The organism is Pseudomonas sp. PD9R (assembly GCF_019200975.1).
Taxonomy (GTDB): Bacteria; Pseudomonadota; Gammaproteobacteria; order Pseudomonadales; family Pseudomonadaceae; genus Aquipseudomonas.
In genome coordinates this window covers 16,301-29,340 of the sequence record NZ_JAHTMR010000010.1, presented here as the reverse complement: position 1 = coordinate 29,340, position 13,040 = coordinate 16,301, and the positions used below count along the sequence as shown (strand labels likewise).

At 58.7% G+C, this 13,040-nt stretch carries 12 protein-coding genes; 6 read left to right on the top strand and 6 right to left on the bottom strand.

Going from position 1 to position 13,040, the window contains the following annotated elements:
• Positions 1–168 precede the first annotated feature (168 nt).
• A complete protein-coding gene (locus tag KUF73_RS19260; RefSeq protein ID WP_218439642.1) occupies positions 169–1,116 on the top strand; it encodes a hypothetical protein in 948 nt (315 codons plus the stop codon).
• Between the two features lie 67 nt (positions 1,117–1,183).
• On the opposite strand, the gene KUF73_RS19255 is transcribed toward KUF73_RS19260, so the two are convergent.
• The 6 genes from KUF73_RS19255 to KUF73_RS19230 all read right to left on the bottom strand — a co-directional run bounded on the left by KUF73_RS19255 (position 1,184) and on the right by KUF73_RS19230 (position 8,680).
• Positions 1,184–1,372, bottom strand: a complete 189-nt coding sequence (locus tag KUF73_RS19255) for a hypothetical protein (protein ID WP_218439641.1) — start codon at positions 1,370–1,372, stop codon at positions 1,184–1,186.
• Positions 1,373–1,730: 358 nt separating this feature from the next.
• On the bottom strand, positions 1,731–2,951 hold the full coding sequence (gene fabB, locus KUF73_RS19250) for a beta-ketoacyl-ACP synthase I (RefSeq protein WP_218439640.1): 1,221 nt from the start codon (positions 2,949–2,951) through the stop codon (positions 1,731–1,733).
• An 11-nt stretch (positions 2,952–2,962) separates the two neighbouring features.
• Positions 2,963–3,478: a 3-hydroxyacyl-[acyl-carrier-protein] dehydratase FabA gene (gene fabA / locus KUF73_RS19245; protein ID WP_017127984.1), complete on the bottom strand. Its 516-nt coding sequence runs from the start codon at positions 3,476–3,478 to the stop codon at positions 2,963–2,965.
• A 247-nt stretch (positions 3,479–3,725) separates the two neighbouring features.
• Complete coding sequence (locus KUF73_RS19240) at positions 3,726–5,627, bottom strand: ATP-binding protein (RefSeq protein WP_218439639.1); 1,902 nt, start codon at positions 5,625–5,627, stop codon at positions 3,726–3,728.
• Positions 5,624–6,556: an ABC transporter substrate-binding protein gene (locus tag KUF73_RS19235; RefSeq protein WP_218439638.1), complete on the bottom strand. Its 933-nt coding sequence runs from the start codon at positions 6,554–6,556 to the stop codon at positions 5,624–5,626. Before KUF73_RS19235 ends, KUF73_RS19240 begins: the two co-directional genes overlap by 4 nt.
• Positions 6,557–8,680 carry a TonB-dependent siderophore receptor gene (locus KUF73_RS19230; RefSeq protein WP_218439637.1) on the bottom strand — a complete coding sequence of 708 codons (2,124 nt, stop codon included), beginning with the start codon at positions 8,678–8,680 and terminating at the stop codon, positions 6,557–6,559.
• Between the two features lie 195 nt (positions 8,681–8,875).
• Here KUF73_RS19230 and KUF73_RS19225 point away from each other — a divergent pair, with 195 nt between their 5' ends.
• The 5 genes from KUF73_RS19225 (at position 8,876) to KUF73_RS19205 (ending at position 13,030) form a co-directional block, all read left to right on the top strand.
• Complete coding sequence (locus KUF73_RS19225; protein ID WP_218439636.1) at positions 8,876–9,901, top strand: NAD(P)H-dependent glycerol-3-phosphate dehydrogenase; 1,026 nt, start codon at positions 8,876–8,878, stop codon at positions 9,899–9,901.
• A 30-nt stretch (positions 9,902–9,931) separates the two neighbouring features.
• Complete coding sequence (locus tag KUF73_RS19220; RefSeq protein ID WP_218439635.1) at positions 9,932–10,279, top strand: DUF4389 domain-containing protein; 348 nt, start codon at positions 9,932–9,934, stop codon at positions 10,277–10,279.
• Complete coding sequence (sixA, locus tag KUF73_RS19215) at positions 10,276–10,728, top strand: phosphohistidine phosphatase SixA (protein WP_218439634.1); 453 nt, start codon at positions 10,276–10,278, stop codon at positions 10,726–10,728. The genes KUF73_RS19220 and sixA overlap by 4 nt, the downstream gene beginning before the upstream one ends.
• Positions 10,729–10,886: 158 nt before the next feature.
• Positions 10,887–12,554 (top strand): AMP-binding protein, encoded by a 1,668-nt coding sequence (locus tag KUF73_RS19210; protein ID WP_218439633.1) that lies wholly within the window; start codon positions 10,887–10,889, stop codon positions 12,552–12,554.
• Positions 12,555–12,586: 32 nt separating this feature from the next.
• Positions 12,587–13,030, top strand: a complete 444-nt coding sequence (locus KUF73_RS19205; RefSeq protein WP_218439632.1) for a hotdog fold thioesterase — start codon at positions 12,587–12,589, stop codon at positions 13,028–13,030.
• Positions 13,031–13,040: the final 10 nt, after the last annotated feature.

Sequence of the window (13,040 nt, the reverse complement as noted above, 5' to 3'; positions counted from 1 at the left end):
AACTAGCGGCTCTACATGTTTGCTAGTACTTGGCCTCATTAACACATTGAACCCGAAAGATTGTATCGATACGATCTTTCGGGTTTTCTTTTGCCAAAAAATAAGTGTTCTTGTTTTCTGTCTGGAGAAAAACCATGGACTGAATTTTAATAAATAAGGATATTGTCAATGCTGGTAAGTATCGCTTCATTGCGTCAGCCCACTTATAAGTCGCAGTTCTCACAATTGCGAATCCCCGGTCAATCGATAGATGATTACCTGGCGAGCGAGTTGGAGGCACGGGTTGAACATATACGTCGGAAAATAAAAATCGCTGCAAAGTCCGCTCGAGAGGACCATGAAGGAGCCGTCTGTCTTTTCTTTACCCTGCCGGAGTTTTTCTGGAACATCCCCTGGGGCGAGGTCGAGAGTGAAGACGAGCTCCATGCGCTGAATTCGGCCTATCTGGAGAGGGTGCCAAAGTACGTCGCATCGTTGATGAAAGATCTGCCTGTGGAGCGATACGGGAAAATAGTCCTGTTAGCGGGAAGTTGCGCGACGCTCATAAAGATCGGTGAGGGAGAGACCGGTTATTACGATGTGATTAATTATTCGCTGGTCATTACTAATAAAGAATATGAGGTGGATATTCCGCTCATGTCGATGTGGCCAAAACGTTATGTCTCAGGTATCGATTTCGGCAAGCATGTGGGGTCTTCTGAGGGGTATTGGTACTTCAGTCTTTTTGGTGATGTTGTTGTCAGGGTGAAGGACGTTAGTAGTGTGCGAGCCGAGCACAGTTATTTTGGTGGATACGAAGGTAAGTTTATTAACAGCCTTGTTTCAGGTTGTCCCTTTGGCATTAACCTGTGTCTTGATTACGCCGTGCTGAAAGACGGTGAGCGTGACAAGGAGATTGAACTGACCGGCGCAAAGATCGATTTCCTGATTGCGTGTGGAATGGATTTCAACCGTGGCAAGCGCCACCCGTCAACGATTCAGTATTCGATCAGGAATGATGGGATGGGTGAGGGCGAATGCGAAGTGGTAAAACTTGAGGCCGGATTGATCGTTGGTGATGTCCCTTCGGTAGTGATCGACGACAGCCTCCATTTAGCGTCTGTTCAAATTGTCTGAAGTGGCGGCGTGGCTGCAGCCTGCCTACAAAGGGTTGGGCAGACTGCGCCGATGGTGAATGCTGTCTTCAGCCGTTTGCGAGCTCGCGCTTCTGTTCCAGTGACTCCAGTTCAGCCCTGTAGCTGTGGGCGTCGGATTCGGAGTGGAACATCCCGACCAGCAGGTCCTGTTGGTGCACATCCCAGATCCGGATACCGGCGGCTACGCCTTCATGGGACATGTGTGAATCGTCGCGTTCAGTTACTTTTACAGTCATCTGCTAGCTCCAATCTCTGTTATCTGCACCAAGGCATGTGCAGGACTCTGTTATATGTTTTGGTAGCTCGCTAAGTAAATGACTGAGTTTGGAAAGGAACTATTGCGAAATCGGACACAATCCTGCAGGCCTTTAAACCCGCGGCATTCGGTCGCAGGCCGCTAAGTTTCATGACAAAAGCTTCATGTTCCCGAGTGCGAACTCAATACCTGTAGGCGCTGCCGCAGGCTGCGATCTTTTGATTTGTTGTTAAAAAAATCAAAAGATCGCAGCCTGCGGCAGCGCCTCCATAAACATGTGCAAAAAAAACGCCCCGAACCAGTCGGGGCGTTTTCGTGTGCAGCGAAGTAGCCGGGTATTACTTACCCTGCCAGCGCTTCAGTACCAGCGTGGCATTGGTGCCACCGAAACCGAAGCTGTTGCTCATCACGGTGTTGAAGGCGACATCTTCACGAGTCTTGGTCAGGATCGGCAGGTCAGCCACTTCCGGGTCCAGTTCGTCGATGTTGGCGGAGCCCGCCATGAAGTTGCCTTCCATCATCAGCATGCAGTAGATCGCTTCGTGAACGCCGGCGGCGCCCAGGGAGTGACCCGACAGGCTCTTGGTGGAGCTGATGGCCGGAGCCTTGTCGCCGAACACTGCGCGCACACCTTTCATTTCCGCGACGTCGCCGACTGGCGTCGAAGTGCCGTGGGTGTTCAGGTAGTCGATCGGAGCATCAACGGTGGACATGGCCATCTGCATGCAGCGGATGGCGCCTTCGCCGCTTGGGGCGACCATGTCGTAGCCGTCGGAGGTCGCGCCGTAGCCAACGATTTCCGCGTAGATTTTCGCGCCACGGGCCAGAGCGTGTTCCAGCTCTTCAACCACGACCATGCCGCCACCGCCGGCGATGACGAAACCGTCACGGTCAGCGTCGTAAGCACGGGAGGCTTTTTCCGGCGTGTCGTTGCGCTTGCTGGACAGTGCGCCCATGGCGTCGAACAGGAACGATTGGCTCCAGTGTTCTTCTTCACCGCCGCCAGCGAACACGATGTCCTGCTTGCCCATCTGGATCTGTTCCATGGCGGTACCGATGCAGTGAGCACTGGTGGCGCAGGCAGAAGCGATGGAGTAGTTCAGGCCCTTGATCTTGAAGGGCGTGGCCAGGCAAGCGGAAACGGTGCTGCTCATGGTCCGCGTTACGCGGTATGGGCCGACGCGCTTGACGCCTTTCTCGCGCAGGATGTCCAGCGCTTCCATCTGGTTCAGCGTGGAAGCACCACCGGAACCGGCGATCAGGCCGGTACGCGGGTTCGACACTTGCTCTTCGGTCAGGCCGGAGTCAGTGATGGCATCTTTCATGGCCAGGTAGGCGTAAGCCGCCGCGTGGCCAACGAAGCGATAGATCTTGCGATCGATCAGCTCTTCGAGGGGAAGGTCGATGGAGCCGGAAACCTGGCTACGCAGACCCATTTCGGCATATTCCGGGTTGAACCGGATGCCAGGGCGGCTTGCACGCAGGTTAGCGGAGACGGTCTCTTTGTCATTGCCCAGGCACGAAACGATGCCCAGACCAGTGATAACGACGCGGCGCATGCGGATAACCCTTAGAAGTTGTCAGTGGAGGTAAAAACGCCGACCCGGAGGCCTTCGGCGGTGTAGATCTCGCGGCCGTCGACAGTGACCGAACCATCGGCGATGGCCAGGTTCAGCTTGCCCTTGAGCACGCGCTTGATCTGAATGTTATAGGTAACTTTCTTGGCGGTCGGCAGAACCTGGCCGAAGAATTTCACTTCGCCCGAACCCAGCGCACGGCCACGGCCCGGCAGGCCTTGCCAGCCGAGGAAGAAACCGACCAGTTGCCACATGGCATCGAGGCCCAGGCAACCTGGCATCACCGGATCACCTTCGAAGTGGCAGGCGAAGAACCACAGGTCCGGAGTGATATCCAGCTCTGCGACCAATTCACCTTTGCCGTACTTGCCACCCTCTTCGCTGATATGGGTGATGCGATCCACCATCAGCATGTTCGGGGCGGGCAGTTGCGCGTTACCTGGGCCGAACAGCTCACCGCGACTGCAGCGCAGCAGGTCTTCCCGGGTAAAGGCGTTTTGTTTGGTCATGCGAGCTCCTCAATAGTCCCATGCGGCAGGTGGGGCAAATCTTCCCGGCCGATCGAAGCGTTCATGCCTCGAACCGGCAGCCTACTCATAGACTATTGCGTTGTGGTGAAAGTCACAGCACCAAGGACATGAATGTACACTTGTGCACTGAAATTTTTATTCAAGCCCCTTTTCGGGCTTGTACGGGTGCCTAAGACTGCCGCACTTTCGCCTTTCACGCCAGTCGCAGATGGTCGAAAGGCCTGTACTACTGCACCCAGCGCTGCAGAATTTGCTGAAGATCAATACGTTTGAAGGGCTTGGCCAGGTAATCGTTCATCCCCGCCGACAAGCAGGCTTCGCGGTCGCCCTGCAAGGCGTTGGCGGTCAGTGCGATGATCGGCAAGTCGGTGCAGCCGGGTAATTGGCGGATCTGGCGGGTGGCCTCGTAGCCGTCGATGATCGGCAACCGGCAGTCCATCAGGATCGCCTCGAAAATCAGGCTTTCGGCACTGCGTACTGCCTGCGCGCCATCGGTGGCGACGCTGACAGTAAAGCCCAGGCTGCGCAACATTGCCTCGATGACGGTTTGATTGACCGGGTTGTCCTCGACCAGCAGCACGTTGCGGCCCTCACCGTCGTCATTGCCGCTCGGCGTGCGGGGTGTCAGCACCGGCAGTGGCTGTTGATAAAGCGCCAGCGGGATTTCCAACGTGAACACCGAACCCCGACCTTCCTCGCTCTGGGCACGCAACGTGCCGCCCATGCGTTCGGCGAGGGTGCGGGCAATTGGCAGGCCCAGGCCGGTGCCACCGTAACGCCTGGAAATAGAACTGTCGGCCTGCTGGAACGCGTTGAACATCAATTCCAGGCTCTCGGCCGAGATGCCAATCCCGCTGTCGCGCACGGTGCAGGTGAACCACAACAACTCATGGTCCAGTGATTGCCACTGCGATTCGATGGCCACGCGGCCCTTCTCGGTGAACTTCAAGGCGTTGCCGACCAGGTTCACCAGAATCTGCCGGATGCGCGTCGGGTCGCCCTGAACCTGTAGCGCGCGCATGTCTTCCGGAATCTGCAACTGCAAGTCGAGCCCGCGTTGCACAGCGCTGTGCTGGAACGACTGGGCGCAGGCGCCGATCAAGTCCGCGAGATTGAACGGAATGTGTTCCAGCTCCAACTCCGAACGTTCGATACGCGAGAAATCCAGAATGTCGTTGATGACTTTGAGCAGGTGTTCGGTGGACTCCGAGGCCAGCGCCGCGTATTCGACCTGCTCCTCGGTCATGTCGGTGGTTTCCAGCAACTGCAGCATGCCCAGCACGCCATTCATCGGCGTGCGCAATTCGTGGCTCATCATGGCGAGGAAATCGGACTTGGCGTTGTTGGCCTTTTCCGCTTCTTCGCGAGTCTGGATCAACTGCGCCATCGCCTGATGTTGTTCGCGGCTGGCTTGTTCAAGACCGCTGGCGAGGTTGTTGATGTGCTCCGACAAGGCACCCAGTTCCGTGTCATCGACGATGGGCAACGGCGTTTTGTAGTCGCCGTTCTGGATCGCCTTGACCGCGTTGCCGATGTCGCGGATCGGTTGCGACAGGCTCCCCGCCAGACGCCGGGCGACCAGGAAGGTAAACAGCAAGGCGAACAGCGCAAGAATGCCAGCCTTGAGGAGAATCTCCTGCTGGCGCTGGCTGAACGCATCGTTGGACAGGCCGACGATCACCCGGCCCAGGTAATCTTCGGCGGGCGCGGTGGTGGCGGCCTTGCTGCTCTGGAAAAAATCATTGTGCAACGGTACCCGTTGCAGTCTTACCGGCGCTTGAAACACTTCGACCTGATGAGGGCGGCTGAGGTTTGCCGAGGGCTGCTCGACGTACACCAGAATCCGGTTGGCGCTGTCCTGGATTTCCAGGAAGCGCACATTGGGTGTGGCCAGCGTGGCCTTGAGCAGACTTTCGAGCACTTCGTTGTTGCCGGAAATTACCCCGTACTCTGTGGCCGGGGCCAATTGGTTGGCGATCAACTGGCCAGTGTGGTTGAGCTCCTGGCGCAGGTCCTGGATCCGCACGAACGTGAAGAAGCTGATCAACAGCAGCGTCAGCAACAAGGCAGGGCCGAGGCTGATGAGCTGGGTCCGGGTGTTGATATCCCAACGACGACGGAAGGTCATGGGCGGCGTTCTCCTTCTGCCAACAGTGCTGCGACAGACGCTTCTTTTATCTGTTCAATACCTAACGAACGCGCCACTTGCGCGTTGCTCGAAACTTTAAAACGCGATGGGTAGTGCGTGCGTGGCCATTTGGCAGGCGGTTCATCGAGCAGGTCATCGAGTATCGCCAGCCAATCGCTCTGATCACTGTAGGTGCTGGCCAGGCTCCCGGCCTTGACGAAACCGGCATTGGGGCCAATCAGCGCCAGTTGTCGGGCATAGCTGCTGAGCAGCAGGTTTTTCGCGGTTTTCGGGTTGTACAGGTCGGGATCGTCGAGGCCCAGCAGTACATCGCTGTTTTTCAGCAGGGTTTGCAACGGACGACTGTCGTGGATGTTGTCCCAGCGTTCGGTGACCACCTCAAGACCCAGGGGCAGGGCGGCCTGACGCAGTTCCTTCAACAGGAATTCACTGTGGCCGTCATACAGCACGCCGACCCGTTTGACCTGAGGCAGGAGAATACGGGTCAGGCGTAATTGGCGGCTCAGGGGCGGATCGCTCCATAGCAGGCAGAGGCGAGGGGGAAGGCTGTCGCCCAAGCGCTGCCGCGCTTGCAGTCGGCTGATGCGCAGCACCAGCGTCGCCGGACCTTGGGCATCTTGCAGGCGCCAGTCGAGGCTCGGCAGGTCGAGCAGAATCAAGCGGATGTCGCCGGACAGCTTGCCCGGTGCCGGCATATCGGCCAGCGGCTCAAAACGCACGCTATCGGCAGGTCGTAACTCGCGCAGGGCCTGGGTGAAGGTTTGCACGCCAGGACTGTCCTCGACGCCGGTCAGCAGAATGTCCGCGGCGTGGGCCGACAGACTGGTCAGCCAGCCACTGAATACCAGGCACAACAAGGCCAGCAGGTGGCCAAAGGTTGGCGCCTTGCGTGATGGACAATGCAGCATTTAAAACGCCAACTCCGCGCTGACGTACATCACCCGACGCTCGTCGTAGTTGTTGTCGACGAAGGTGGTCGGTTGATTGTCGAGACGCTGCTGCAGCACGCCCGCCAGTTCCAGGTTGGTGTTGCCCAGGCGGATGCGTTTGGCAATGCGCGTGTCGACCCGCTCGAAGCGGTAGCCATTGAGAGCGTCGTCGCCATAGTAGAAGAGTGCACTGTTCCAGCCCTGGCCCCATTCGCGCAGCCACCCGGCGGAGCCGCTGTTACGCGCAGTCTGTTGCGCATCCAGCGGATTGCTGGCGTCGGCATCGACATAGGCATAGGTCAGGCGCAGGCGATCAGCACGGCCGACTCGCCAGTCGAGTTGGGTTTCCGTTCCCGAAAAGCGTGCCGTGTTGCTGTTACTGGCGATGTACTGATTGTTGCGCAGCGGTTCACTGATCATGCCCGTGATTTCGTCGTAGAACAGCTTCACATCGACGGCCAGGCCCCATTCGGCAAAGTAGCCGTTATAGCCCAGTTCCCGGGAGCGCATATGTTCTTGATCGAGGTTGCCGGGGCCACGGGTCTTGACGAAATAGCGGGCACTGGACTGGCCATAGGCACTGGGCTTCAGGTTGTTGACCTGGTAACTCCAGTTGACGCTGTTCTCGAACATGTCCGGTGAACGGATGGCTTCCGAGTACACCGCCCGCAAGCCGTGGCGTGGATTGATCAGGTAGTTGACCGCCACCCGCGGGGTCAGCGAACTGCCGATCAACTGGGTGTCTTCGAACATGGCGCCGCCCTGCAGCAGCCAGTGTTCGGTGGCGCGCCACTCGAGTTGGCCGAAGGTCCGCCAGGTGGTGTCGTCGAGGGTGCCATTGAAGTAGGTCTCGGAGTCTGCCCGGTCGTAACGATAGTTCAAACCGCTGACCAGTCGCAGGCTATCGGACAGGCTCAACGTGTCCTGCAATTCGAGGTCGTAGCGCGACTCGCGGATACTTTGGTCGATGTCGCCGCAGACGGTCTGACTGGCGCCGTTGCGCCATTGATCGAGCACTTGATTGGCCAGTGCCTGCTCAGCCGGCGTGCCTGGCGGCGCACCCGGGCCGGTGAATCGCGTGATATTGCGCGCCAGGCGTTCGGTGTAGTTCGGGTTGAGCTGCCAGAGCTCGGTCAACTGCGGGCTGAACGACACCTCGGCATCACAGGCACGCCAGGTTCGCTGGCGATCCCAATGCTGGGCCGAGCCTTGTACATAAAGGCTGTGATCAGGGTTGATTTCGAGGTTCCAGCGCAGCGAGCCGGCGTAATCCTTGGCATTGATGTCGGAGTTGTTGCCGGCGTTGGTAATCCCCGAAAACACCGGTCGGTAGGTATAAGGCTCCTGATTGCTGCCTTCCTTGGCGTTCAATTGCCAATCGATGCTTTGTCGTTCGTCGAGGGTCTGGCTGACGGCCAGATTGAAACGGTTCAGGCGGCGGCTGTCGCGGTAATCGGCACCGCGCCGGTCGGAGTCAAACCCGTCGTCTTGCTGGCCGGACAGGGACAGGCGTAAATCGCCGTCATCCCAACCCACGCCCTGGCTGGCGTAAAAATCGTTGATGCTTCGTTGGCCGCGGGTGACTTTCATCCGTGTGCCGTGGCTGTCTGCCGGGTTGCGCGTGATGATGTTGACCACCGCCATCAGCGCATTCGCGCCATAGCTGACGGTGTTGGGGCCGCGGAAAACCTCGATGCGCTCGATGTCTTCCATGGCCACCGGAATGTCACTCCAATCGACCGTGGCCAGGCCTGCGCGGTACACCGAGCGACCGTCGATCAGCACCTGCATGCGCCGCGCCACTGCGGCGTTGGTGCCGTGATAGTTCACGGCCGCCTGGTTGCCGCTGATGTTGCCAACCATCATGCCCGGCACCAGTCGCAGCACTTCACTGATGTCCCGGGCACCGGTGGCGGTGATTAGCGCACTGTCGATCACCGTCATGCTCCCCGGCACCGCGGCCGGCGACTGCTTCAGGCGCGTGGCCGTCAGCACTTGCGGCAGCGGTTCGCTGTCGAGGAACAAATCGTCGGCCAGCAATGGCGAGCTGAAGACCAGCGCCAATACCAACGGCGAGCGAGGTGAAGAGGGACCCAGTGACACAACACATCCTTGTTAGCGATTGATGGCGCGCATGTTAACCGAGGCGGATGACTTTTCCAGTCACGATGTCGGCATTTTCCTCGGTTTTATTGGACTTCTTTGCACATGCGCCGCTAATTGACGCGGGGGCTGGCCGCCACTGGGCCGCTCCGTATAATGCCGACATCGCCACTGGTATGGATTAACGGATTACATATGACTGAACAGCGCCCGATTGCGGTCCTGGGAGGCGGAAGTTTTGGTACCGCCGTGGCTAATCTGCTGGCCGAGAACGGTCATCAGGTCTTGCAGTGGATGCGTGACCCCGAACAGGCCGAGGCCATTCGGGTCAACCGCGAGAACCCGCGTTACCTCAAAGGCATCAAGATTCTGCCCGGTGTAACACCGGTCACTGATCTGCAAGCCACCCTGGACGCCTGCGACCTGAGTTTCGTTGCGCTGCCTTCCAGCGCGTTGCGTTCGGTGCTGGCCCCGCACGCTGAAAGGTTGCGAGGCAAATTGCTGGTGAGCCTGACCAAAGGCATTGAAGCTCACACCTTCAAACTGATGAGCCAGATCCTCGAAGAGATCGCCCCGCAAGCACGCATCGGCGTGTTGTCCGGGCCGAACCTGGCCCGTGAAATCGCCGAACACGCGCTGACCGCCACGGTGGTCGCCAGTGAAGATGAAGACCTCTGCCAACAGGTCCAGGCCGCGCTGCATGGCCGCACTTTTCGCGTGTACGCCAGCGCCGACCGTTTCGGCGTGGAATTGGGCGGGGCGTTGAAAAACGTCTACGCGATCATCGCCGGCATGGCGGTGGCGATGGACATGGGCGAAAACACCAAGAGCATGCTGATCACCCGGGCGCTGGCGGAGATGACCCGTTTCGCGGTGAATCAGGGCGCCAACCCGATGACTTTCCTCGGCCTGGCGGGCGTTGGCGATTTGATCGTGACCTGCTCGTCGCCAAAAAGCCGCAATTACCAGGTCGGATTCGCCCTTGGCCAGGGCTTGAGCCTGGACGAGGCGGTCAACCGCTTGGGCGAAGTCGCCGAAGGCGTAAACACACTCAAGGTACTCAAGGCCAAGTCGCAGGAGGTCGGCGTGTATATGCCGCTGGTCGCCGGGTTGCACGCGATTTTGTTCGAAGGGCGCACGCTAGAGCAGGTGATCGCGCTGCTGATGCGCGGCGAACCGAAGACTGACGTCGATTTTATTTCCACCAGCGGTTTCAACTGAGCCCTCTACTTATCTGGAACGGAGCAAGACATGAGCGATCAAAAAGTAGAAGCCAAATACGAGTCCATTCTGTTGCGGGTGTTGTGGATGATCGTCTTCGTGCTGGTCTGGCAAGTGGCGCAGTTCATCCTTGGCGCTGTGGTACTGGTGCAGTTGATCTATCGTTTGATTTACGGAGCCCCGAGCGCCAGTCTGATGAATTTTGGCGACAGCCTGAGCCAGTTTTTGGCGCAGATCGGTCGTTTCGGCAGCTTTCACAGCGACCAGAAGCCCTGGCCGTTCGCCGATTGGCCAACACCGCGTACGCCGGAAGGTGAAGCGCCGCACACCGTGCCGCCAACCCCGCATCCGGCCCGAGATGAGGAACCCAAACTATGAAACTCTGGGTATTGCGTCATGGTGAAGCCGAGCCTTACGGTTCCCGACCCGATTCGGAACGGGCCTTGACCTCCCACGGTCGTGAAGAAGTGCTGCGCAGCGCCGCCAACCTGATAGGCCAACCGCTCACCGCGATCTACGCCAGCCCCTACCTTCGAGCGCAGGAAACGGCGCAACTGGTGCGAGAGGCCCTGGGTTTCGGCCCGGAAATCCGCACCGTCGAATGGCTGACGCCGGAAACCGACCCCGACAAGGTGTCCGAGCAATTGGTGTCCGTGAGTGACGTGCTTTTGGTCAGCCACAACCCGCTGGTGGGCAACTTGCTGAGCTACCTGCAACATGGTGCCGGCCATCCGCCGGAAAAGGTCAGCACCGCCGGGCTGGCCGAGCTCAAGGGTGATGAACTATTGATCGGTTCAATGAAGCTCAACGGTATCAAGCACCCTTAAAAGCAAAAGATCGCAGCCTTCGGGAGGAACGGGAACCCCATGTAGGAGCTGCCGAAAGCTGCGATCTTTTGATCTTGCCTTTGCTTCTAAAATAATTAACCAAGCACTTGCTTGGTTGGCTACGCTTGCTCCAGACCAAAAATAAAGGAGCGAGTCGCATGTCTGCTGCTTTTCGTTTGCCGCTGGACGTTTTCTACGAGCGTGAGGCCCGTCATCCCCGCCAGCGCTTTTTGGTCCAGCCTATCGGCGGCGGACAAGTCGAGACCCTGACCTGGGCCGACGTCGGGCATCAGGCTCGCTGCGCTGCGCACTGGTTACGGGCGCGGGAGTTGCCCCAAGGCAGTCACATTGCCCTTATCTCGAAAAACTGCGCCCACTGGATCATTGCCGACCTGGCGATCTGGATGGCCGGACATGTGTCGGTGCCGCTGTACCCGAACCTCACCGCCGAGTCGGTCGCCCAGGTGCTGGAACATTCGGAAGCGGCGTTGGCCTTCATCGGCAAACTTGACGACTGGCCGGGCATGTCCCGTGGAGTCAGCGCGGATTTGCCGACCATCAGCCTGCCATTGCATCCACCGGGCACCTTCGATTTCAGCTGGGCCGATCTGCAACGAAGCTCGCCAATCCAGGACGATCCGAAACCCGCCGCCGATCAACTGGCGACCATTATTTACACCTCCGGCACCACCGGCATGCCCAAGGGCGTGATGCACAGCTTTGCTAACCTGGGATTTGCCACCACTCGTGGCACACAATTGTTCGGCCTCAATGAGTCGGATCGACTTCTGTCCTATCTGCCGCTGTGCCATGTCGCCGAGCGGATGTTTGTCGAACTGGCGTCGATTTACACCGGGCAAACCGTGTTCTTTGCCGAGAGCCTCGATACCTTTCTCGTTGATCTGAAACGTGCGCGACCGACCGCGCTGTTTGGCGTGCCGCGAATCTGGACCAAATTCCAGATGGGCGTGTACAGCAAGATCCCGGCAAAACGCCTCGACTTCCTGCTAGGCCTGCCGATTATCGGTAAGCGTGTCGGGCACAAGGTACTCGCCGGGTTAGGACTCGATGCCTTGCGCATTGCTTTGTCGGGTGCCGCACCGGTGCCGCAGACCCTGTTGCTGTGGTACCGAAAGCTCGGGCTGGATGTATTAGAGGTCTACGGCATGACCGAAAGCTGCGGCTATTCGCACATTTGCCTGCCTGGTCAGAACAAACCCGGCTGGATCGGCAAGCCTTGCCCGGAGGTCGAGGTACGGATCGATGAAACGGGCGAGGTCCTCGTGCGCAGCGGCGCGACCATGGTCGGCTATTTCAAGGAACCACTGAAAACCGCCGAGACCATCACCGAGGACGGTTTTCTGCGCACCGGTGACAAAGGTGAGGAAGACGCCGAAGGCAATCTGCGCCTGACCGGGCGCCTGAAGGAGATTTTCAAGACCAGCAAAGGCAAATACGTGGCCCCGGCACCGATTGAAAATCGCCTGGCGGTGCATTCGCGTATCGAGCAAGTGTGCGTGGTGGGCGATGGTTTGCTGGCACCGCTGGGCTTGTGCGTACTTTCGGCGGTCGGGCAGCAAGACGCGGGCGGAGCGGCGCGAGCCGGCCTGCATTCGAGCCTGGAAAAGCTGCTGGAGGAGGTCAACGGCGCCCTCGACAAACACGAACGTTTGCGGCGACTGGTGGTGGTCAAGGACAGTTGGGCGGTGGAAAACGGTTTTCTTACGCCAACGCTGAAGATCAAGCGCAACGTCATCGAAGCCGCTTATGGCGCCCGCTTCGAGGAATGGAGCGAGCGCAATGAGGCGGTGCTGTGGCAGGATTGAGTCACGAACAAAACCCACAAAGGAAAGCAGCGATGAGTCTGTGGCGCACCACTCCCAACATCGAGCAGTTGAACGCAATCCAGAAAAACACCATCGGCGAAGTGCTGGATATCCGCTTCGAAGCCTTTGACGAAGAGTCACTGAGCGCGAGTATGGTCATCGACCATCGCACCCATCAGCCCTACGGCTTGCTGCACGGTGGCGCCTCGGTGGTGCTGGCCGAAACCGTTGGCTCCATGGCCAGTTACCTGTGCATCGACGCCAGCAAATTTTATTGCGTGGGCCTGGAAATCAATGCCAACCATCTGCGCGGCCTGCGCAGTGGGCGGGTGACAGCGGTGGCGAAGGCGATTCACATTGGGCGCACGACGCATGTCTGGGACATTCGGTTGACCAGCGAAGAGGGCAAGGCCAGCTGTGTGTCGCGGTTGACCATGGCGGTGGTGCCGTTGGGGGAGACTCCGCCGGGTCGTTGAAAACGCATCT